The organism is Bulleidia sp. zg-1013, from assembly GCF_019798045.1.
Classification (GTDB): Bacteria; Bacillota_I; Bacilli_A; order Erysipelotrichales; family Erysipelotrichaceae; genus Bulleidia.
This window is the reverse complement of sequence record NZ_JAGXEX010000003.1, coordinates 66,885-89,883: the sequence shown is the minus strand read 5'-3', so window position 1 is coordinate 89,883 and position 22,999 is coordinate 66,885. Positions and strand designations below refer to the sequence as shown.

General features: G+C 35.2%; 21 protein-coding genes and 1 other RNA gene. 20 read left to right on the top strand and 2 right to left on the bottom strand.

What is annotated here, in order from left to right; genetic code table 11:
* Nucleotides 1-51 precede the first annotated feature (51 nt).
* Entirely contained in the window at nucleotides 52-624 is a 573-nt protein-coding gene (gene pth / locus K7I92_RS03740; protein ID WP_220282114.1) for an aminoacyl-tRNA hydrolase, read from the bottom strand.
* On the bottom strand, nucleotides 621-1,454 hold the full coding sequence (locus K7I92_RS03735) for a hypothetical protein (RefSeq protein WP_203245028.1): 834 nt from the start codon (nucleotides 1,452-1,454) through the stop codon (nucleotides 621-623). Before K7I92_RS03735 ends, pth begins: the two co-directional genes overlap by 4 nt.
* A gap of 75 nt (nucleotides 1,455-1,529) precedes the next feature.
* On the opposite strand from K7I92_RS03735, the gene K7I92_RS03730 reads away from it, so the two are divergent.
* From K7I92_RS03730 to mnmG, 20 genes are all read left to right on the top strand, one after another.
* Nucleotides 1,530-2,279: a M15 family metallopeptidase gene (locus tag K7I92_RS03730; RefSeq protein WP_220282112.1), complete on the top strand. Its 750-nt coding sequence runs from the start codon at nucleotides 1,530-1,532 to the stop codon at nucleotides 2,277-2,279.
* A 78-nt stretch (nucleotides 2,280-2,357) separates the two neighbouring features.
* Entirely contained in the window at nucleotides 2,358-2,492 is a 135-nt protein-coding gene (gene rpmH / locus K7I92_RS03725) for a 50S ribosomal protein L34 (protein WP_203245809.1), read from the top strand.
* A gap of 30 nt (nucleotides 2,493-2,522) precedes the next feature.
* The gene (gene rnpA / locus K7I92_RS03720; protein WP_203245030.1) at nucleotides 2,523-2,852 is read left to right on the top strand and encodes a ribonuclease P protein component; all 330 of its coding nucleotides are present in this window, start codon (nucleotides 2,523-2,525) and stop codon (nucleotides 2,850-2,852) included.
* Between the two features lie 20 nt (nucleotides 2,853-2,872).
* Nucleotides 2,873-3,784 (top strand): YidC/Oxa1 family membrane protein insertase, encoded by a 912-nt coding sequence (locus K7I92_RS03715; RefSeq protein WP_220282110.1) that lies wholly within the window; start codon nucleotides 2,873-2,875, stop codon nucleotides 3,782-3,784.
* Between the two features lies 1 nt (nucleotide 3,785).
* Nucleotides 3,786-4,406 carry a R3H domain-containing nucleic acid-binding protein gene (locus tag K7I92_RS03710; RefSeq protein ID WP_220282109.1) on the top strand — a complete coding sequence of 207 codons (621 nt, stop codon included), beginning with the start codon at nucleotides 3,786-3,788 and terminating at the stop codon, nucleotides 4,404-4,406.
* Nucleotides 4,407-5,055: 649 nt separating this feature from the next.
* The gene (gene dnaA / locus K7I92_RS03705; RefSeq protein ID WP_220282107.1) at nucleotides 5,056-6,417 is read left to right on the top strand and encodes a chromosomal replication initiator protein DnaA; all 1,362 of its coding nucleotides are present in this window, start codon (nucleotides 5,056-5,058) and stop codon (nucleotides 6,415-6,417) included.
* 140 nt (nucleotides 6,418-6,557) lie between these two features.
* Entirely contained in the window at nucleotides 6,558-7,679 is a 1,122-nt protein-coding gene (dnaN, locus tag K7I92_RS03700; protein ID WP_220282106.1) for a DNA polymerase III subunit beta, read from the top strand.
* A gap of 85 nt (nucleotides 7,680-7,764) precedes the next feature.
* The gene (locus tag K7I92_RS03695) at nucleotides 7,765-7,974 is read left to right on the top strand and encodes an RNA-binding S4 domain-containing protein (RefSeq protein ID WP_220282105.1); all 210 of its coding nucleotides are present in this window, start codon (nucleotides 7,765-7,767) and stop codon (nucleotides 7,972-7,974) included.
* Nucleotides 7,964-9,043 carry a DNA replication/repair protein RecF gene (recF, locus tag K7I92_RS03690; RefSeq protein WP_220282104.1) on the top strand — a complete coding sequence of 360 codons (1,080 nt, stop codon included), beginning with the start codon at nucleotides 7,964-7,966 and terminating at the stop codon, nucleotides 9,041-9,043. The genes K7I92_RS03695 and recF overlap by 11 nt, the downstream gene beginning before the upstream one ends.
* A 9-nt stretch (nucleotides 9,044-9,052) precedes the next feature.
* On the top strand, nucleotides 9,053-11,032 hold the full coding sequence (gyrB, locus tag K7I92_RS03685; RefSeq protein ID WP_220282103.1) for a DNA topoisomerase (ATP-hydrolyzing) subunit B: 1,980 nt from the start codon (nucleotides 9,053-9,055) through the stop codon (nucleotides 11,030-11,032).
* Between the two features lie 12 nt (nucleotides 11,033-11,044).
* The gene (gene gyrA, locus K7I92_RS03680) at nucleotides 11,045-13,534 is read left to right on the top strand and encodes a DNA gyrase subunit A (RefSeq protein WP_304502893.1); all 2,490 of its coding nucleotides are present in this window, start codon (nucleotides 11,045-11,047) and stop codon (nucleotides 13,532-13,534) included.
* A 163-nt stretch (nucleotides 13,535-13,697) separates the two neighbouring features.
* Nucleotides 13,698-14,114 carry an Hsp20/alpha crystallin family protein gene (locus tag K7I92_RS03675; protein WP_203245037.1) on the top strand — a complete coding sequence of 139 codons (417 nt, stop codon included), beginning with the start codon at nucleotides 13,698-13,700 and terminating at the stop codon, nucleotides 14,112-14,114.
* A 286-nt stretch (nucleotides 14,115-14,400) separates the two neighbouring features.
* Nucleotides 14,401-15,687 carry a serine--tRNA ligase gene (gene serS, locus K7I92_RS03670; protein ID WP_220282102.1) on the top strand — a complete coding sequence of 429 codons (1,287 nt, stop codon included), beginning with the start codon at nucleotides 14,401-14,403 and terminating at the stop codon, nucleotides 15,685-15,687.
* 47 nt (nucleotides 15,688-15,734) lie between these two features.
* Nucleotides 15,735-15,833, top strand: an RNA gene (ffs, locus tag K7I92_RS03665) — signal recognition particle sRNA small type.
* Complete coding sequence (locus tag K7I92_RS03660; RefSeq protein WP_220282101.1) at nucleotides 15,830-16,297, top strand: nucleoside deaminase; 468 nt, start codon at nucleotides 15,830-15,832, stop codon at nucleotides 16,295-16,297. Before ffs ends, K7I92_RS03660 begins: the two co-directional genes overlap by 4 nt.
* Nucleotides 16,298-16,334: 37 nt before the next feature.
* Complete coding sequence (gene dnaX, locus K7I92_RS03655; RefSeq protein ID WP_220282100.1) at nucleotides 16,335-17,978, top strand: DNA polymerase III subunit gamma/tau; 1,644 nt, start codon at nucleotides 16,335-16,337, stop codon at nucleotides 17,976-17,978.
* 12 nt (nucleotides 17,979-17,990) lie between these two features.
* A complete protein-coding gene (recR, locus tag K7I92_RS03650) occupies nucleotides 17,991-18,593 on the top strand; it encodes a recombination mediator RecR (RefSeq protein WP_220282099.1) in 603 nt (200 codons plus the stop codon).
* Nucleotides 18,590-20,254, top strand: coding sequence for a formate--tetrahydrofolate ligase (locus K7I92_RS03645; protein WP_220282098.1), 1,665 nt, complete (start codon nucleotides 18,590-18,592; stop codon nucleotides 20,252-20,254). Before recR ends, K7I92_RS03645 begins: the two co-directional genes overlap by 4 nt.
* A 10-nt stretch (nucleotides 20,255-20,264) precedes the next feature.
* Complete coding sequence (locus K7I92_RS03640; protein WP_203245043.1) at nucleotides 20,265-21,134, top strand: hypothetical protein; 870 nt, start codon at nucleotides 20,265-20,267, stop codon at nucleotides 21,132-21,134.
* On the top strand, nucleotides 21,135-22,997 hold the full coding sequence (mnmG, locus tag K7I92_RS03635; protein WP_203245044.1) for a tRNA uridine-5-carboxymethylaminomethyl(34) synthesis enzyme MnmG: 1,863 nt from the start codon (nucleotides 21,135-21,137) through the stop codon (nucleotides 22,995-22,997).
* Nucleotides 22,998-22,999 lie beyond the last annotated feature (2 nt).

Sequence of the window (22,999 nt, the reverse complement as noted above, 5' to 3'; positions counted from 1 at the left end):
TCAATGCTCCTTTGCTTAGTGATTATACAACCAAAAGAAGAGTTCATTGTATTAACCCTTCTTATTAAAACGATTCATCACCAAATCCATTGGTTCATTCACCCATTCATAACAAGCTTTCGCCGCTTGTTCAATAACTTGTTGAAACGTTTCTCTTTCTTCTGGAAAGACCGGCGACAATACCCAATCCGGCACTTCTTCATGAACCCCCGGATTGCTATGACCGACACCAACACGAATGCGTGGTATATCTTGGCTATTCAGGTGTTGTTGAATAGACTTCATTCCCTTTTGTCCACCACTGGTTCCTTTTTTACGGATGCGAAGTGAACCTACTTTTAAATCCATATCATCATGAATGACCAGCATATCTTCTAAAGCTATCTTATAAAAATCAAAGGCTTGACGTACAGCTATCCCCGATTCATTCATAAAAGTTTGCGGTTTCATTAAGATGACTTGTTCGGAACCAATGCGAACTTGTGTAATCAAGGCATTCCATTTATTTTGAGAAATATCAGTATGGCACAAACGAGCCAATTCATCCACGACTAAAAAACCACTGTTATGCCTGGTTTTTTCATATTTCCGACCCGGATTTCCTAAACCAACAATCAATTTCATTTTTGATTCTCATCTTCCGGATCGGTTAGTTTCTCCATCACCATAGTTTCATTCATGTCCTGTTCCGTAGGTTCTTCCTTTTCTTCCTCTTTTTCTTTTGGAAGCCGGAAGCCGAGGTTCTTTAAGAAACGCTGTCCAACACTAAAAGAGGCGAAGTGTTGGATTTCTTCTGCATGAGTGTCTTGGGTAACGATATCATTTTCATCTTGAGCAATCTTCGCTAACAAACTAGAACAAATAGATTTATAAACACTAATCATATTTTTAGAATATTTCAAAGTTTCATAATCTCCTTCTAAGATAGATTGATAGAAGGCTTTTCCTAAGTCCTCTTGTCTTTGGTAGTATTTCTTCACTTGTAAACCAAGTTGAACAACCATTTCGGAAGGTAATTGTTCCGTAATTGGTTCTAATTTCCGGAATAATTCATTCATTAAGTCCAATTCATTTAAACCATAAAGAAGATTGGGAATGGATAAATATAGATAAAAGAAACTATCTTCATTAGAACCTACCGAAGCCCCTTTATCATAATTCACTAATTGTTTTACTTGTATGTTTTCTAATATAGAAGTATAGGAACCGGTTCTTCCATGATTGAGCGTACCCCAAAGCTTTAAAACCTCTGTTTTTTGAAAATATTCAACATTCTTATCACGAAATTGATCTTCCAAAATAGCGATTTTATCATTGAATGTAGCTTCATCATCCACATAACGAATGACTTCGATTAAACCTTTTGTTTTGGTGTTTTTCCGGCTTGTCTGAAAGATACGAACAATGAAATAACCAATTAAAACCCATATCGCAATATTTAAAAATTTTGGCATAATAGTGTACATCCTCCATTTGTATTGCTTATTATTATACAGTACAATGGCAAGGAGTGAACATGAAGGAGTTTTATGTCTAAGAAAAGAATGAACTTAAATGTGATAGCGAAGTCTGTAATTGTAGTAGGTATAGTGATATTATCTGTATCGATTTTTCTGTTGAACCATCCACAATTAACGAAACCTTTTGTTAAACCTGAACAAAAAAATACCACAACGAATACACAAAAGAAAACTTTACCACAAGCTTTAACGGAAGCGAATAGCATTACGGTTTTAGTGGATAAAACACATGGTTTACCAAAGGATTATGTGCCTTCGGATTTATCTAGTCCTTATTTAAATAGTACGGCCGATGTTATTCAATTAAGAAAAGAAGCGGCTAATCAAGCCAAGGCAATGTTTGAGGCTTCAAAAAAAGATAAGGTTCCTATGTTTATTACCGCTGGTTATCGTAATTATGACCAACAAAAAGATTATTACGAAAATCGGGTGAATTTATTAGGGGAAGAAGAAGCGAATAAAACAACCGCCAGTGCCGGTTTTTCTGAGAATCAGACAGGTTTAGCTTTGGATATTACCGATAAAGCTGATGGGCATAATACAGTTAAATTTGCTGAAACAAGTACCTATAAATGGTTGGTTGAAAATGCGCATAAATATGGCTTTATTCTCCGCTATCCAAATCATAAAGAAAAGATTACAGGCTACACTTATATGCCTTGGCATTGGCGTTATGTTGGTAGTGATGTTGCGAAAAAAATGGTGAAAGAAGGTGGTGTTGACCTTACTTTTGAGGAGTATTTTCACACCCAAAAGTAGTTTGACACTATCTTAGGTTTTGTCTATAATTATCTCGCAATGTTTTCAGTTATGTAAAAAAGTATTGGAGGTGGCATGATGAAGAGAACATACCAACCAAGCAAAAGAAAAACAAAAGCTACCCATGGCTTTAGAGCTCGTATGGCTACTGTAGGTGGACGTAAGGTCCTTGCTAGACGTAGAGCAAAGGGAAGAAAGGTTTTATCTGCTTAAGTCGCCTAAAGGTGACTTTTTATTTGTCTTATGAAAAAAGTGAATCGTATTAAGAAAAAAGAAGAGTTTCAAGAACTCATTCACCAAGGTAAGAAAAAAGTGAATGCATCTTTTGTGCTCTATTATCGAAAAAAAGTGGAAGATCAAGCCCGAATTGGTATCTCTATTCCAAAGAAAATTGGTCATGCGGTACAAAGAAATCGATACAAGCGTCAAATTCGAATGATGCTGGAAGGAATGATTCCTTTTGAACGCTATCCCTATGATGTTGTTTTGATTGTTCGTTTTGCATATCCAAACAAGTGTTTTGAAGAAAACGAAAAACTATTGGAAAGAACTTTAATTAAAGATATAATTTAAACATTACACAAGGAGTCCTTATGAAATTATCAACAAGAACGAAAAAGCTGCTTACTTTAGCTTTCATTGTCGGAATGATTGTGACCATCAGTGGTTGTTCAGTTCCTCATGACGCTCAAGGTAAGGTAATCTTAATTACCAGCCAAACCACTTTCAAATATGTTTTTGAAAAAGAAAGTTGGTTCTCAGCTATCTTTGTTTGGCCATTAGCTTGGTTAATCAACAACTTGTCAAATGTAGTTGGTGTTGGTGGTGCTATTGCCTTAGTAACGGTTACCCTTACTACTTTATTAGCAATGTTTACTTTTAAATCCCAAGTAACCATGCAAAGAATGCAGATGATTCAACCTGAATTAAATAAGATTCAAAGAAAATACGAAGGTGTTTCTAGTGACAACGCTCGTATGAAAATGGCTCAAGAGCAACAAGCCTTGATGAATAAATATGATATTCATCCCGGTTCTATGATGTTGGTTCAATTCCTTCAATTTCCAATCATCATGGCGATGTTCTTCGCCATTCAACGTGCTGAAGCCGTTGCGAATGGTTCTTTCTTAGGTATGACCTTCCAAGTAACACCAATGCAAGGTTTGCAACAATTGATGCGTGGCAATCTAGCTTCTGCTGGTTATGTTATCTTATTCTTATTAATGATTCTTTCTCAATTTGCACTAATTAAATTACCGCTTATTTTACAAAAGAAGAAAGCGGAAGCGGAAGCGAAGAAACATCATCGTCGTCCAGAAGAAGTTGGTGGCAGTAGCCAACAAGTCATGACCCAATACCTGATGGTAGGTATGATTGCTTTGTTTGGTTTAACTTGGGCTTCCGGTATGTCTTACTACTGGTTAGTTCGTAACTTGGTCGATATTGTGAAGACAGTCATTGTGCAAAAGAAAATTGATGAGCAGAAGTCTATTGGAGGTCGCTAATATGGAAATCTATAAAGGCAAAACATTAGATGAAATGTTAGAAGCCGTTGCAAATGAACGTGGTGTTCTTCCAAGCACATTGCAATATTCGATTTTAAATCAAGATGTGGAAGGTGTTGAAGCTTACATTTATGATAGTGAAGACATTAAAGAATTCTTATTTGATTATTTAGGTGCTTTCTTCACGGAAATTGAGTTGGATATGGAAGTTTCCATTGAAGACTTAGGTGGTTCCTATCATGTGAACTTAAACGCTGAAAATAACGCTATCTTAATTGGTAAGCAAGGGAAAACCTTACAGGCTTTAAACTTTGTTGTAAAAGCTGCGATAAATGCGGTATTTAAGCGTCATATTGATGTCATGATTGATATCAATCACTACAAAGAAGACCGTTATGCTAAGGTAAAATCGATTGCCAAGCGGGTAGCTCGTCAGGTTCAACAAAGTCATGTGGATGCAGCACTGGATCCAATGCCAAATGATGAACGTAAGGTCATTCATAAAACCTTAGCCGATTGGGCAGGTATTTCTACGGAATCAGAGGGTGTTGGTGCTAATCGTCATATCTGTATTCGTTACCATGAAGAAGAAGTAGAAGAAATTCCAAATATGTCTTTATAAAATGTATTTTCAAATTAAGCAGAAGAGTTAAGTTTTCTGCTTTTTAAATTGATTGATTATCTAAAAAAGGATTCACAAATATAGATATTCTCCTTAATAAAAACCAATATAGATATGTTAAGTAAATTCATTAAACTACTAATATGATTACCCTATAAACTTCTTTTCTTATGCTAATTATTCCAGTCTATTTGATCATTTCAATTGATGAAATTAGATTGTTGAAAAAAGACTAATTTATACTTCTAGTTATCCTTAAAAGAAGAACTTCAGATTTCTTATTTGTGGATAACTGTTTAATCTATAAACACATCCACAATCTTAGTTTTCCACAATTGTGGAAAGTTGTTTAAAAGTCTATTTTTACTGGTATTTACTCATCTTTTTAAATGTGGAAAGGATGGACAAGTTACTTTAATTATTTTTATTTTCCACAAAAAATTAATTTTTTAACAGTGGATAAGAGTATCCACAACTTATACTCATTTTAATTTTGTGGATAATGTGGGAAAGTTATAAAAATGCCTTGAATTCTGATCTCTTTATTTTTATAAATTGTGGATAACTTATTTTTCCACAATTTAGTCTTTTTTTATTTCTTATTTAGGACTAAAATGATGAAGCTAAGATACATATTTAGGTGACCAACATGACAGTACAACAAGACCAATCTTTAAAAAGGATTTGGCAGGAAATAATCGATGATCTCCATGAACAAACAAACTTGGAAGATATCTTTTTTAAGACCTATCTCAATCCTTCCTACTTATATTCTTTTGACAGTGAGAAAGCTATTTTAGTAGCCGATAACATTATTTCTTTTAAGTGCATTGAAACCTCTGCTTTAAAAGACATTACAACTCTTTTTAAATCTCGTTACCATGATTTAGAACCAAATTTTATGGTTCAATTGGTACAACCAAAAGATATTAAAACCGTTACTTCGCCTCTATTAGAAAACTACGAAACAAACTTCAGTTCTTCCACTATTCAAAAAGATCGTACTTTTGAAAACTTTGTGATTGGAGATTGTAACCGAGAATCTCAAGCGGCAGCTTATGCGGTAGCTCTTAATCCCGGGCAATTATGGAATCCTTTGTTTATTTATGGAAATAGCGGCTTAGGAAAAACCCATTTATTGATGGCTATCGCTAATTATATCAAGAAACATCAACCTGAAAAAAAGGTGTATTATACCGAATCCACTAAGTTTGTTGAAACAGTAGTACATGCTTTACAAACTGGAACCATTGATGCTTTCAAACGTTATATGTATAACTTAGATGTTTTGTTGATTGATGATATCCAATTCATTGCCGGAAAAGAAAAATCTCATGAAATCTTTTTCACCATTTACGAAGAAATGGTCAACAATAAGAAACAAGTTTGTATTACGTCCGACCGCGAACCAAAAGATATTAAGGATTTAGAAGATCGATTGGCTTCTCGTTTTTCTAATGGTTTAACCGTTGGAATTGATTCCCCTGAATTCGAGACCGCGCGCGCTATTTTAAATCAAAAAATTAAAGTGAATGATAATTCCATTGATGAAGAAGGAATGAATTATATTGCTTCTAACTTTTCTGGTAATGTACGTGAATTAGAAGGTGCTTTAAATCGTGTTTTATTCTATGCTATTCAATTTCAACCGGATGATGATGTCATTCACTTTGAAACCGTTATGCATGCATTAAAGGCACAAGCCTCTAAAACTATGAAATCCGGTTTGAATGCTAAAAAAATCATTCGCATTGTTGCTGATTATTATGGTCTAACAAGCCAACAAATTAAATCTCGCAATCGAACTAAGAATATTGCGAATGCTCGTCATATTTCTATCTTTCTTTGTCGCAAGCACTTGGATTTACCTTATATTCGCATTGGTGAAGAGTTTGGTGGTCGTGATCATTCTACTGTTATTTCTGCTATTACAAAAGTTGAGAAACAAATTAAATCAGATCATGCCTTTGCGAATGCCATTCATGATTTAGAGACTCAAATAGCTGACTAATCCACAATTTTTATCCACAATATTTCCACTGTTATTTTTAGTGAAAAATGCGTTAAAATATAGATGTTAATAACTTTTCCACATTTCCACAATCTTAATAAGAATAAATCTTAATATTTAAATAATAAAAAGGAGCTTATATGAAATTCTCAATCAAAAAAAATCCATTTACGATTGCTTTAACTGAATTAAGTAATGCGGTATCTTCTAACTCACCACAACCATCTCTAAGAGGAATTAAAATTGATATTCATTCCAATGAATTAGTACTAACTTCTAGTAATGCGGATATTTCCATTCAAAAGAAAATTGAAAAAAGCAATGATAATCAATTGAATATTCAAGAAGAAGGAAAGCTTTTAATTGAAGCGAAATATTTGTTAGAAATTGTTAGGAAAATAGATAGTGATAAAATTTATATAGAATCCATTGATGGAACTTACACTCAATTTAAAGGTAATAAAGCCTTATTTAAGATTAATGGTATGGCTGTTCGTCAATATCCAGAAATTGATTTTAGTCAACCTAATTTAGAAATTGAATTAGATAAAGATACTTTCTTAGACTTGATTGATCAAACCATTTTTGCTTGTTCAAAACAAGAAATGAAACCGGTTTTAATGGGTGTAAATTTTGAATTAAAGAACAATCAATTGGTATGCACAGCTACGGATTCCTATCGTTTGGCTCGTAAAGTGGTTGATTTAGAAAGTTCAAATCAATTTAACGTTACCATTCCGGAAAAATCTTTAAGTGCTATGAAGAACACTATTTTACAAAATGCAAAAGAAATTGTTTCCTTTGCGGTAGATCGCTCAAAAGTTCAAATTCGCACTCAAAATATGATTTTTCAAAGTCGTATTTTAGATGGTGATTATCCAGCAACAGCTCAATTGATTCCAACACAATTTATTGCGGAATTGGAAATTAGTCGTTATGATTTAAAAAATGCGATTGACCGTACTTCTTTCTTAAGAAGTGAAGATGTCAAGGAAAATCGTCTTCAATTGATTGATAATCAAGCTATTTTAACTAGTCGTTCACAAGAAATTGGTGAATCACGTGAAGAATTGTCAGCACAACATAGCGGTGAAGATTTAGATATTTCTTTTGATGGTGCTTATGTAGTAGAAGCACTTCGCGGTTTGCATGGTGAACGTGTTTTAGTTCAATTTAAGGGTGTTATGAAACCATTTATTTTAACTTCAAAAGATGATTCTTCAACTATCCAATTAGTGCTACCATTAAAGTCTAATCATTAAGCTCTTACAGTGGCTCAGAAACTAGGTTTCTAAGCCTTTTTATGTTATAATTAACAAGGTTTTCAGGACTTGGAAAGTAGGTAAAATGACGAAACAAAAACAAGACTACATAACTTTGCAAAACTTCTTAAAATTCAATGGTTTTGTACAAACCGGAGGTGAAGCGAAACTAGTCATTCAAGATGGTTTTGTGAAAGTAAATGGTGAGGTCGAAATGCGTCGTGGAAGAAAGTTATACTCCGGTGATAAGGTTAGCTATCAAGGAGAAACTTTGATGATTAAAGATGTATATTAAATCTTTACGCCTGTCCCATTATCGAAACTACCAAGAGTTACAAGTTTCCTTTCAACCAAATATCAATGTGATTGTTGGAAAGAATGCACAAGGCAAAACAAACTTAATAGAAGCACTTTATTATTTATCTTTGTGTCGTTCTTTTCGAACTAGTCAAGACCAGGCTTTAATTCAAAATGGAGAAGAATACGCTGACCTTGTTTGTTGGCTAAAAGAAGAAAAACAAGAAAGTTATTTGCGTTGTATTCTTCATGAAAAAGGGAAAAGCCTTTTTATTGGTAAAACAAATGTATCAAAGACAAGTGAATTTATTGGTCGATTGAATGTTGTATTGTTTAGTCCGGAGGATATTTATATATTTTCACAAGCGCCAAGGGCAAGGCGAAAATTCATGGATCAAGAGTTAATGAAGTTATCTAAGAAATATCTATTTCATTTAACTCGTTATAATACCTTGTTGAAAGAAAGAAATGTTTTACTAAAAAAAGCAAGCATTGATGAAACAATGTTGGATATTCTTGATAAACAAATGGTTACATCAGAAGTTGAAATTTTAAAGCGAAGATCTTCTTTTTTGAAGTTTATCAATCAAGAAATTGAACGTTTATTTCAATCTTTGTCAGGAATGAAATTGCGGTTACAAGTTGTGATGAACAATGGTATTGAAGTAGATAAAATTGATGAAGAAATTTTGTTAAAAGCTCATCTTTTCTCACGACAAAAAGATATAGAATACCATATTACAAATGTGGGGATTCATCGTGGTGATATTCAATTTCGATTGGCTGATAATGATATTTTATTATCTGCTTCACAAGGTCAAAAAAGATTAGTGATGATAGCCTTTAAATTAGCTATTCTTCATTACATTGAATTTATTTCAAAGCGTAAAGCGGTTGTCTTACTGGATGATGTATTAAGTGAATTAGACTTAGAACGTCAAAAACGCTTGCTGGATGCAGTTAAAAATGGGTACCAGTGTTTTATTACGACAACTTATTTACCGGATAGTTTGAAATTGGAAAAATTGAACTGCATTTCCATTCAAGATGGAAAAGTAAAAATATAGGAGGTTTATATGGCAGATAAATTTGAAAATAGAGAAGAAAGCCAAGCTGTCTTTAATGAAACATTGGACATGAAAGTGGATCATGCTTATGAAGATGAAGATATTCAGGTTTTAGAGGGTTTAGAAGCCGTTCGTAAGCGTCCGGGTATGTATATTGGCTCTACTTCTTCTGTTGGTTTGCATCATCTTGTTTGGGAAATTGTTGATAATGGTATTGATGAAGCGATGGCCGGTTATGCTAGTCAAGTGGAAATTACCATTGATGAAAATAATATTGTATCTGTTGAAGATGATGGTCGTGGTATGCCGACAGGGATGAATGAGAAAACAGGTATTTCAACCATTGAAACAATTTTTACAGTCTTACATGCCGGTGGTAAATTTGGTGGTGGTGCTTATAAAGTTTCCGGTGGTTTACATGGAGTTGGTGCTTCAGCAGTGAATGCTTTAAGTGAATTCTTGGAAGTAACAGTCTATCACGAAGGTAATATTTATTTTGTTCGTTTTGAGAATGGTGGTCATCCGGTTGAACCATTAAAGAAAATTGGTACTTGCAATGTCAATAAACACGGTTCTTTAGTTCGTTTTAAAGCCGATCCAACCATCTTTACGGAAACAAGGGTGTATGATTTCAATACCCTAAGAAATCGTATTCGTCAGTTGGCTTTCTTAAATAAAGGAATTCGTATTAAGTTCCATGATTTACGAGAAAGCAATCCTGAGAAACAAAATTATGATTATTTATTTGAAGGTGGTTTAAAGGAATATGTGAAGTTTATTAACGAAAATAAGGATAAAGTTCATGAAGATGTTATTTATTCCGAGGGTTATGAAGATAATATTCAAGTAGAAGTGGCTTGTCAATACAACACAAGCTATAATCCATCCATCTATACTTTCTGTAATAACATCACAACAGTGGATGGGGGAACGCATGAAGAAGGTTTCCGTATGGCTTTAACACGTATTGTGAATAAATACGCTCGAGAAAATAATTTCTTAAAGGAAAAAGATGAGAATGTGACACAAGATGACTGTAAGGAAGGTTTAACAGCGATTATCTCTGTGAAACATCCTAATCCACAATATATTTCACAAACTAAATCCAAATTAACAAATAGTGAAGTGCGCAAGATTGTATCGGATATCTTCGGTACACAGTTTGAGCGTTTCTTAATGGAAAATCCAAATCAAGCGAAAGCAATCATGGAAAAGATTGTGATTGCGTCCCAAGCTCGTTTGGCCGCAAAAAGGGCGAAAGAAATCACCCGTAAGAGTTCAATTAAAGTCGGCTCTCTACCTGGTAAGCTATCGGATTGTTCCTCCAAGGATCCAAGCATCTCGGAAATTTACTTGGTCGAGGGGGATTCAGCAGGCGGTTCTGCTAAAAATGGTCGTGATTCTCATTTTCAAGCCATTCTTCCTTTGCGCGGTAAAATTTTAAATGTGGAAAAAACACGTCCTGAAAAGGCTTTTGAAAACCAAGAAATTCGTTCGATGATTACAGCCTTTGGGGCAGGTGTGCATGATGAAGTAGATACTTCAAAACTTCGTTATCATAAGATTGTTATTATGACCGATGCCGATGTGGATGGTGCACATATTCGTACTTTATTATTAACTTTCTTTTATCGTTTTTTAAGACCGGTGTTGGAACAAGGTTATGTGTACATTGCTCAACCACCTTTATTTAAGGTACAAAAAGGTCAGAGTGTTCGTTATGCGTACACGGATCGCCAATTGGACGAATTAAAAGCGGAAATGGGTGATCGTTTAAGTATTCAACGTTATAAGGGTCTTGGTGAAATGGATGCTAGTCAATTATGGGAAACAACGATGGATCCTAAAACACGTACTTTAATTCGTGTAACAATCGATGATGCAGAATATGCGGATCAGAATTTCTCAATGTTGATGGGAGAAGAGGTTGAACCTCGCAAGAATTTTATTTTAGAGAATGCTCACTTTGTTGAGAAATTAGATATTTAGTAGGAGGTCAAGATGGCTTTAGATGATTTTATGGAATTTGATGAAAGTAATTTTGACTCTGGTCATATTACTGAAACAGAATTGAGTAAGGAAATTCGTCGTGATTTCTTGGAATATTCAATGTCTGTTATTGTGGCACGTGCTTTGCCGGATGTTCGTGATGGTTTAAAACCGGTTCAACGTCGTATTTTATTTGCGATGAATGAAATGAACAATGGACCGGATAAGCCTTATCGTAAGTGTGCTCGTATTGTTGGGGATACGATGGGTAAATACCATCCTCATGGCGATAGTTCAATTTATGGTGCTTTAGTTTATATGGCACAAAATTGGAATATGCGTGAAACACTTGTAGATGGACATGGTAATTTTGGTTCTATGGATGGTGATGGTGCCGCTGCGATGCGTTATACCGAAGCGCGTATGTCTAAGATTTCCGTTGAAATTCTTCGTGACTTAGAAAAAGATACTGTTGATATGGTGGATAACTACGATGGTGAAGAAAAGGAACCAACGGTTTTACCGGCTCGTTTTCCAAACCTATTAGTCAATGGTTCAAGCGGTATTGCGGTTGGTATGGCTACAAATGTGGCACCTCATAACTTGGTGGAAACGATTGATGCAATCATTTCTTACATGGAAAATCCAGAAATTTCGGTTACAGAATTAATGCAAGTAATGAAAGGACCTGACTTTCCAACCGGTGCTTATATTTTAGGTCGTTCGGGTATTCGTAAGGCTTTTGAAACAGGTCGCGGCTCTATTGTGATGCGTGCTAAGACTCACTTTGAAGAAATGGCGAATGGAAAGACGCGTATTGTTGTGGATGAAATTCCTTACATGGTGAACAAAGCCTCTCTTGTGGAAAGAATTGGTATTTTAACAAGAGAAAAAATGATTGATGGCATTACTGATTTACGTGATGAATCCAATATGAAGGGGATTCGTGTTGTTATTGAACTACGGAAAGATATTCAAGCAGAAGTTGTTTTAAATCAGCTTTACCGTATGACAGCCTTACAATCGAATTTTGGTGTTAATAATGTTGTCTTATTTGATGGTGCTCCTCGTTTGGCTGGTATGAAAGAACTTCTAAGTGGTTATATTGATTTCCAATTAGAAGTGATTCGCCGTCGTACGGCTTTTGAATTAAAGAAAGCGAAAGATCGTGCTCATATTTTAGAAGGCTTACGTATTGCTGTAGATAATTTAGATGAAGTAATTCATACTATTCGTCAATCGAAAGATGCACAAGAAGCTTTAATAAATTTGATGGATAAATTCCCATTGGATGAAGTACAAGCTAAAGCTATCTTGGATATGCAATTTAGACGCTTAACCGGTTTGGAACGTGACAAGATTGAAAAAGAATATCAAGATTTATTACTTAAGATTGCGGATTATGAAGATATCTTAGCTCATAAGGAAAGAGTGATTGATATTGTTAAGAATGAGTTAACAGAAATTAAAGCGAAATATGGTTCTTCAAGACGTTCAGAAATCATTGATGCGGATGCGGAAATGGAAGATGAAGATTTAATTCCTGTTGAAGATATTATGGTGACTTTATCAAGCAATGGTTATGTTAAGAGATTAACGACCAATACTTATTCGGTTCAAAATCGTGGTGGTAAAGGAATCAAAGGAATGGAATTGAATAAAGACGACAGTATTGAACGAGTTATCAATATGTCGACACACGATTTCTTACTTCTATTTACTGACAAAGGTCGTGTGTTCCGTTTAAGAGGATTTAATATTCCTAACTTCTCGAGAACTTCAAAAGGTATTCCAATTATCAATCTTGTGCATATGGATAAGGATGAAAAAGTGAAAGCTATGGTACCGGTTAAGAAGAATGATGAACAAATTAAATTCTTATTCTTCGTAACAAAGAAGGGTATTATCAAGAGAACTGCTATTTCTGAATTTGAAAGTATCATGAAGAATGGTAAGAAAGCAATTATTCTTAATGAGGGCGATGAACTTGCTTTTGTGAAAGCAACGAACGGTCAAGCGGAAGTCTTGATTGCCGGTGCTAATGGTAAAGCTATCCGTATCTTGGAAGAGAAGGTTCATCCGCAAGGTCGTATTGCTCGTGGTATGAAGGGTTTTAATACAGATGGTTCTTTTGTTATCGGTGTTGCTACTACTTTAGAAGGCTTCAATGTTTTAACGGTTAGTGAAAAGGGTATTGGTAAAGTATCTGCTATTGATTCTTTCCGCCTAACAAACCGTGGATCAAAGGGTGTTAAGGCGGCGAAGATTAATGAAAAAACAGGTAATTTGATTTCCATGAAGGCTGTTAGTGATGACCAAGATGTGATGATTATGACAGAAGGTGGAATAGTGATTCGTATTTCACTCAATCAGATTGCAGAATCTTCTCGCTCTAGTATGGGTGTTCACCTAATTCGTGTTAATCAAGACCGTGTTTCAACGGTTGCGATTGTGGATAAAGAAGTGGAAGAAGAGATTATGGAGGAAGGAAGTGCTGAATAATCAGCACTTTTTATATGTTTGTGATAAGAAAATTTATTCGATAATTACTGATAATTTTAAATTAATAAGAAAATATTTTTTAAAAAATTAGCACTTAATAGTTGACAGTGCTAAAAAATAGAATACAATGATGGTGTAAGGAAATAATCCTTAGGAGGTAATTATGAACACACTTACAAGAAGAAACAGTTTTGAAGAATTATTCGATGATATGTTTGGTGCATCTTCGATGAACAATAGCTACAACTTAATGAAAACAGATGTTCATGAAAAAGATGGTCAATATCTATTGGATATGGAAATTCCGGGTGTTAAGAAAGAAGATATTAAAGTTAGTCTATTTAATGGAAATTTAACAGTTGAAGCTAGTCGTTCTAGTCACAATGAAGAAATAGACAATCATGGAAAAGTAATTCGCCAAGAACGTTTCTCGGGAACTACAAGTCGTACTTTCTATGTTGGTACAGCAATTGATCAATCCGATATTAAAGTAAGTTATGATAGTGGAGTTCTTCATATTGAACTACCAACCGAGAAACAAAAAGAAACTGACACAAAGAAATTCATTGAAATTCTTTAAACTGAATTAGGAGCCTAGGCTCCTTTTTAATTTGACAGAAAGTGGTTGAAGTGGTTTAATTTTGATAGCTGTTTAAAGAATAGTAAGTAGATACTCTTGTTTAGAAAGTTATCGGTTGATGAAAGGTAATCCGGAGTACTATTGAATCCGCTTTAAGTAATATTAGCTCGGTTTACACCGTTATTGTAGAGAAGAGATAAATTGTTTCACGTGAAACAATTGAATTAGGGTGGCACCGCGAGAAATCGCCCCTATATATTGGTGTCTTTTTTTGTGGAGGAAAAATATGATTAACATTGAATTGATTCGTAACCATCGAGAAATTGTGAAAGAAAATATTAAAAAGAAATTTCAAGATCAAAAATTACCATTGGTTGATGAAGTATATGAACTAGATAAAAAATTTAGAGCAGCGAAAACAGAAGGTGATAAATTACGTGGTGACCGAAACCGTATTTCAAAAGAAATCGGTGGTTTTATGCGTAATAAAGAATTAGAAAAAGCTGAAGTCGCAAAACAATCCGTAAAAGACATTGACCAAAGAATTATTGACTTAGAAGCTGAAGAAAAAGAAATGGAAACGGAAATTCGTAAGCGAATGATGCTTATCCCGAATATCATTGATGAGACGGTACCAATTGGAAAAGATGATTCTGAAAATATAGAAATTGAAAAATATGGTGAACCGACGGTACCGGACTATGAAATTCCTTATCATGCTGATATTTTCCAAAGTTTTGGTGGTTTTGATCAAGAAAGTGCCGGTCGTACATCGGGTAATGGTTTTTATTATTTACAAGGGGATGTAGCTCGCTTGCATTCAGCGATTATCTCTTATGCTCGTGATTTTATGATTAGTCGTGGCTTTACCTATGTAGTACCACCATTTATGATTCATTCCAATGTCGTAACTGGAGTCATGAGTTTTGATGAAATGGAAAATATGATGTATAAGATTGAAGGAGAAGATTTATACCTCATCGGTACTTCTGAACATTCTATGATTGGTAAGTTTATGGGTCAAATGGTCAAAGAAGAAGATTTGCCTAGAACATTAACTTCTTATAGTCCATGTTTTAGAAAAGAAGTAGGTGCTCATGGTATTGAAGAACGTGGTGTTTATCGTGTGCATCAATTTGAAAAACAAGAAATGGTGGTTATTTGTCATCCAAATGATAGCAAGCATTGGTATAATCAATTATGGAAAAACTCTGTTGATTTCTTCCGTAGCTTAGAAGTTCCTGTGCGTACATTGGAGTGTTGCTCAGGAGATTTAGCCGACTTAAAAGTTAAGTCTTGTGATGTAGAAGCTTGGTCACCTCGTCAAAAGAAATATTTTGAAGTAGGCAGTTGTTCAAACTTAGGTGATGCCCAAGCGAGAAGATTAAGCATTCGTGTTAAAGGAAAAGAGGGTAATTATTTAGCTCATACCTTGAACAATACAGTAGTCGCGAGTCCTCGTGCTCTAATTGCTTTCTTTGAAAATCATTATCAAGAAAATGGGGATATTACAATTCCTCAGGCTTTACAAGCTTATATGGGTGGTCAAAAAGTAATTCATCCAAAGAAGTAACTGTTTCACGTGAAACAGTTACTTGAAAATATTTGTTAGAAATAGTACACTATTAGTGGTACAGCAGTTAGTTCATGAACTTGGTCAGGGTCGGAAGGCAGCAGCCATAAGTGCTACTAATTGCGTGTGCCACTTTTTAATTATGAAAAACAAAGAAGAATACTACATGGCTTTTGCTATTAAGGAAGCAAAAAAAGCAGAGTTAGAAGATGAAGTTCCTATTGGTTGTGTCATTGTCTGTGAAGATAAAATCATTGCTCGAAGTCATAATCGTAAAGAAAGTAAAGATAGTGCTATTTATCATGCTGAAGTAGAAGCTATTTTAGAGGCTTCTAAAGTAAAAGATAGTTGGAATTTGAATGATTGTGATTTGTATGTGACTTTAGAGCCGTGTTTAATGTGTACTGGTGCTATATTGAATTCCAGATTAAGAAAAGTTTGTTATGGAGCCAGTAGTTTTAAGTCCGGTTTTTTAAAAACAAAGATTGACTTAGAAGAGATTCAGGGCTTAAATCATTATCCAATGATAAGGGCAGGTATTTTAGAAAAAGAATGTGCTCAATTATTAAGTTCTTATTTTCAAAAAAAGAGATTTAGTCAGACTGAATAAGTCTGATTTTTTTGTTATAATTTCACTGGAGAAGTTTATGGGAAAACAAGCACTATATCAAAAATATCGTTCAAAGAACTTTGAAGAAGTTATTGGTCAGGAATACACCGTTCAAGCCATTCAAAACACGGTCAATCAAGACAAAATAGGACATGCCTATTTATTTTGCGGACCAAGAGGAACGGGTAAAACCACTATGGCACGATTGTTTGCAAAAGCGGTTAATTGTGAAGGACAGAAAAAAAAGCCTTGTAATCACTGCAAAAGTTGTGAATTAGCGAATAAAGGAGTTCATCCGGATATCATTGAAATTAACGCCGCAAATGAAACAAGTGTGGATCATATCCGTGATTTAATCGAAAAATCCTATTTAGCACCAATGAGAAGTCTTTATAAGGTGTATATCATTGATGAGGTTCATCAATTATCCTCTGCGGCTTCCAGTGCCTTATTAAAAATATTAGAAGAACCACCAGAAAATGTGATTTTCATTTTAGCGACGACTGATCCACAAAAGATGTTAGCAACCATTATTAGCCGTTGCCAACGATTTGATTTCCGTCGTGTACCTAGTACATTGATACAAAATCATTTATTAAATGTGGCTAAGTTAGAAGGTATTCAGTTAGAAGAAACAGCCGCTAAAGATTTAGCCCGTTTAGCGGATGGTGGTGTGCGAGATGCTTTATCTCTGTTGGATCAATGTGCTGCTTATACATCAAATACTATTAAAGCCGGCGATATTCAAAAAATATATGGACTAACATCCGTAGAAGAAAAGATTACTCTATTGCATTTAATTCAAGCGAAAAACTATTTAGATATCATGCACCACTGCAAGCAATACCAAGAACAAGGTATAAATTTAGAAAAGTTTTTAGATGAATGGATTGAAGTAGTCAAAGAAATCATTTTATATGTGAACACAAGAAGTAAAGAAGTGTTGGGTGCTTTAACTTTTGAAGAAGTTTCTAAAACAAGCCAACTATTTACAAAACAAGATTGGATGAATGTTTTGGATGTTCTCATTGGTTTTAAAGAAAAATTCAAACAGAATAAAAACCAATCTATATACTTTGAGGTTTTATGCATTCAATTAAGTCAACTTTCAAACATAAACGAAATCGAAATTGTTGAAAAACCGGTAGAAGTAAACGAAGAACCAATCGTTACTCTAAAAGAAGAAGTTCGAGAGGAACTTCCTATGGAAACAAAAGAATTACATCTAACAACAAAAGAGATTGTAGGTTTATTGATTCAATGTAATAAACAAGCAAAAGCGGATGATACAGAAATCATTAGACTAGCAAAACTAAAAGGAACGGTGGAAGATAATCGAATTATTTCTGCCATGGATCAAGTTCAACTAATGGCGGCTGGAGAAAATTGTGTTCTATTTGTTAGTGAAGGTAGCCAACTTCAAGAAAGAATGATGGAAAGTAGCTTCCATGAGGCGATGTACCAATTCATGAGGACAAAGTTATCTTTGGATAAAATGCCGTATATTTTTACAAAGCAAGAGTTTGATGAAGCGATTGAACTTTTCAAAGAATTACGCAAGAACAACCAATTGCCAAAGGCTTATGAAGTGCATCGATACCAAAATAGCCATGATGAAGAAAACCAAATTGAAAATCGATTAAATGAATTATTTGGTAAAGAAAATGTAACAATTATGTAAGGGGGATGCCACATGAAATATCCGGAAAGCCTAAATCATTTGATTGAAAGAATACGCCAATTACCTGGTGTGGGCGAAAAAACAGCAGAACGTTATGCGTTTGCGTTATATGAAATGGAAAAAGAAGATGCAGTAAAGTTCGCTAAATCAATTGTGGATATGAAAAATAAGGTACAAGCTTGTTCTATTTGTGGAAATATGGCAGAACAGGAGCGTTGTTCTATCTGCTCTTCTAAGCAAAGAGACCATACAAAAATCTTGGTGGTTCAATCTCCAAAAGATATTATTGCGATTGAAAACATGGGTGAATATGAAGGTGTTTATCATGTGTTAAATGGATTGATTTCAGCTTCAAAAGGAATTTTACCGGAAGATTTAAGAATTAAAGAGTTACTAGTAAGAGCGAAAGAGGCGAGTGAAATTATCCTAGCGATGAGTGCCACTTTAGACGGTGAAACCACTTCTCTTTATCTAACAAAAGTATTGGATAAAGAATATCCGCATTTATTAGTGACAAGAATTGCCCACGGGTTGCCATCGGGTGCAATGTTGGATTATGCGGATGAAATCACTTTAAGCCACGCTTTAGCCGAGCGTAGAAAGGTAAAAGAATGAAAACGGATTTAGAAATTGCTCAAGAAACGAAAGTTTTACCCATCCAAAAAATTGCCCAGAAGCTACAAATCCCGGAAGCAGAATTATATTTATATGGGAAAGACAAAGCTAAAGTGAATTTAAATTATTTAAATAATTTAAAGGGAAAGAAGAGTCATTTAATTCTTGTGACAGGGATTAGTCCGACGAAAGCCGGAGAAGGAAAATCGACTGTTACCATTGGGTTAGCTGATGGATTAAATGCTAAAGGTAAACAAGCTATGGTTTGTTTAAGAGAACCATCTATGGGACCTGTTTTCGGTTTAAAAGGGGGTGCAACAGGGGGTGGTTATTCACAAGTTGTCCCAATGGAATCCATTAATCTGCATTTTACGGGGGATATGCACGCTATTACTGCTGCGAACAATCTAATTGCTGCGATGCTGGATAACTCTATTTATCAAGATAATCCATTAAACATTGACCCTGAAACGGTTGTTTGGAAGCGTTGTTTGGATATGAATGATCGCACTTTAAGAGATATAACGATTGCCCAAAATAAGAAAGTAAATGGTATTGAAAGACAAGATCATTTCGTCATTACAGTTGCTAGTGAAATGATGGCTATCTTATGTTTAGCTACTTCGCTATCAGACTTGCAAAAACGAATTGGTGAATGTGTTCTTGCTTATACGTACGAGAAAAAGCCGGTCACTGTCAAACAAATTCAGGCTGATGGAGCGGCGACTTTATTGTTAAAAGAAGCTCTTATGCCAAATCTTGTGCAAACTTTAGAAGGTACACCGGCGTTTGTGCACGGTGGGCCTTTTGCGAATATTGCCCATGGGTGTAACTCCATTATAGCAACGAAGTCAGCCTTGAAATTAAGTGATTATGTAATTACGGAAGCTGGTTTTGGGGCTGATTTAGGCGCAGAAAAATTCTTTGATATTAAATGCCGTATGGCTGATTTAAAACCATCCGCCACAGTGATTGTTGCAACAATTCGGGCTTTAAAGCTTCATGGTGGTGCTGATGCAAACCAATTAGCTAACGAAGATTTACACGCTTTAGAAAAAGGACTTGTGAATTTAGAAAGACACATTGAAAACTTAAAAACCTTTGGTGTACCGGTTGTAATCGCAAACAACCGTTTTGTGACCGATACGGATGCAGAATTAGCTTTCTTAAAGAAGTGGGCAAAGGAAAAAAATTACCCGTTTGCATTATCAGAGGGCTGGGCAAAAGGCTCTAATGGGACACAAGACCTTGTCAAAGAAGTGTTATCCGTTTGTGAGCAAGTAACAAACTTTAAACCACTCTATGAATTAAATCAAAGCATCGAAGAAAAAATAGAAACAATAGCGAAAAAAATTTATAAAGCAAAATCTGTTATCTATTCCCCGGAAGCCCAAGCTTCCTTACAGAAAATGAAAGAAAATAGCTGGGATAAGTTGGCGATTTGTATGGCAAAAACACCGATGTCCTTTAGTGATAATCCAAAGTTAATGGGTGCTCCGGAAAACTTTGATTTGCATGTACAGGATATTCGTGTTTCCTTAGGGGCCGGTTTCTTAGTTGTTTTAACCGGTTCGATTATGGTTCTGCCCGGTTTACCAAAAGTACCGGCTGCCAATCGCATGGGTATTGATGAAAGGGGTAAGAGTTTCGGCTTGTTTTAGGAGGTGAAGTATGAGTTCGATTGTGTATGTTTGCGATGAAGATATGGTGGAATACCATCGTTTAAGTCAACATAAAGAAATCCTTTTTTGGCGCATTGCAACCAAGAGAAAATTCAGTGATTTTCATATAGGAGATCTCTTATTTTTCTACGCAAAAACGCACTACTCCAGCGAAAAGAAACTCATTGGTTATGGTCACTTCAGTGAAATGAAGCGTTTATCGTTGCGCCAAATGTGGCAAGAATACGAAGAAAAGACAGGTTACTATTCCTTTAAATCATTGGAACAAGCTATCCATAAAGTAGCACGTCATAAAATACCTGCGAAAATGAATTGTTTGGTATTAAAGAATGTGATTTTCTTTGCGCGTCCAATTGAACCGGAAGAAGTTGGTTTGAATTTATCCAAGTCTTTAGAGAGTTTTGCGTACATTGATCACCAACAGGCTTCCGCTACTTCTGATTTGTTGAAAATAGCAAAAGAAGAAGGGATTAATATTTGGAGTAACTCCATTGATAAACAAACCGAGGAAGTGTTTACCATAGATGCGATTGAACAACGATTCTTATCTTTAAGTCACTTATATCCAAATGTTTTTTCAGAACATCTACAACATGAGCAGAAACTTCTTTTGTATAAAAAGGAACATTGGAAGCTAAGAAAAGATTTTTGTTACCAAATTGAAAGTGAAAACAAAATAGCAATTAAAGTACCAATCCCAAAAATAAGTAAATCACGCCAAAAGAATATCCAAATTTTCATTGGTCGTTGGGTATGTATTTTAACCGAGCTTCGTCAAGAATATCCAGAATTAGAAATTCAATTTGAGATTTTCGGTAAAGATGAAGAAGTAAAAGAATTAGTAAAGAAGGTTTATTAAATGGTCGATTATGACATTATCGTAATTGGGGCAGGTCATGCCGGAATTGAAGCAAGTTTAGCTGTGACCCGTTTAGGAAAAAAGACAGCACTCATCACCATTAACAAAGACAACATTGGAAAAATGCCTTGTAATCCGTCGATTGGTGGTCCAGCTAAAGGAATTGTAACGAGAGAAATCGATGCCTTAGGCGGACAAATGGGCTACACAGCAGATCGAACAGCCTTACAGTTTAAAATGCTGAATTCAGCGAAGGGACCGGGTGTTCGTGCTTTACGTGTGCAATCGGATAAATTAGCGTATTCCACTATGATGAAAGAGCTTTGTTTAAAACAGAAAAACCTAACTGTCGTTGAAGGTTTCGTTGAGCGTTTAATGGTTAAAAACCAAGAAGTGAAGGGTGTGGAACTAAAAGATGGTTCTATTCTTTCCAGTCAGATTGTCATTATGACCACCGGTACTTATATGGCTGGTAAAAATATCATTTCGGATGAGGTAAAAGTGGGTGGTCCTGATTTAGAACCAACCACTAATAACCTATCGGAATCACTTCGCCAAGCGGGGATTCGTACCTTTCGCTTAAAGACGGGAACACCACCGAGAGTATTGACCGGCACCATTGACTTTACGAAAACAAAGCTGGAAACAGGAACCGAAGGTTTCTACCATTTCTCTACCTTAACCAAAGAAAGAGATGTTCGTCCTTTTCAAGAACAAATATCTTGTTATATGACGCATACTGTACCAGAAACTCATGAGATTATTCTGAATAACCTAAATAAGTCCAGTATGTATTCTGGTGTGGTAGAAGGAGTAGGACCGAGATATTGTCCTTCCATTGAAGATAAATTAGTTCGTTTTAAAGACAAAGAGCGACATTTACTGTTTTTAGAGCCGGAATCTCTTTCTTTACCAACCACCTATATTCAAGGTTTTTCCAGTTCCTTGCCAAGAGATATTCAATTTCAAATGGTGCATACTTTACCGGGACTTGAAAACTGTAAAATTGTGAAATACGCTTATGCGATTGAATACGATGCTTTAGATCCAATTCAAATGAAATCCTCGTTTGAATCCAAAGTCATAAAAAACCTATTCACGGCCGGTCAAATCAATGGCACCAGCGGTTATGAAGAAGCGGCGGGACAAGGCTTGTTAGCCGGTATCAATGCTGTGCGTAAATTAGATGAAAAGGAACCAATTGTCTTTAGTCGTGATCAAGCATACATTGGTGTTTTAGTGGATGATTTAACGACAAAAGGGACGAAAGAACCGTATCGTTTATTGACGTCCAGAGCGGAATACCGTCTTTTGTTAAGACACGATAATGCAGAAGAAAGATTGATGGGGATTGGTCATCAAATTGGTTTAATCCCAAATGAACGTTATGAATCTTTCCTTAAGAAACAATCTCTTTTAGACCTAAAGAAAGAAGAATTGAAGAAAGCTTTATTTTCTATGAATGATGCACGAGTGAAGGAATATTTATCCACTCAAGGTTATGAAGATTTGAGTTTTTCGATGAATGGTGAAGATTTAGTTAAAAGACCAAGGATTCAAACACAAGATTTATTTCATCTTCAAAATAAAGAAATTGATAAGGAAATTGCCGAAAAGATGGATATTGATATTAAGTATGAAGGCTATATTGCAAAGGCTAGAAGAGAAGCGGAAAAGTTAAAAGCAATGGATAATCGTCCTTTACCGGAGGATATTAACTATGATGATGTGTTAAACCTTTCTATTGAAGGCAGGCAAAAGCTAAAAGACTTTAAGCCGGAAACCTTGGGGAAAGCTTCTCGTATTTCAGGAGTGAATCCGGCTGATATTGCAGTATTGTCGATGTATTTGAAAAATAAGTAGAA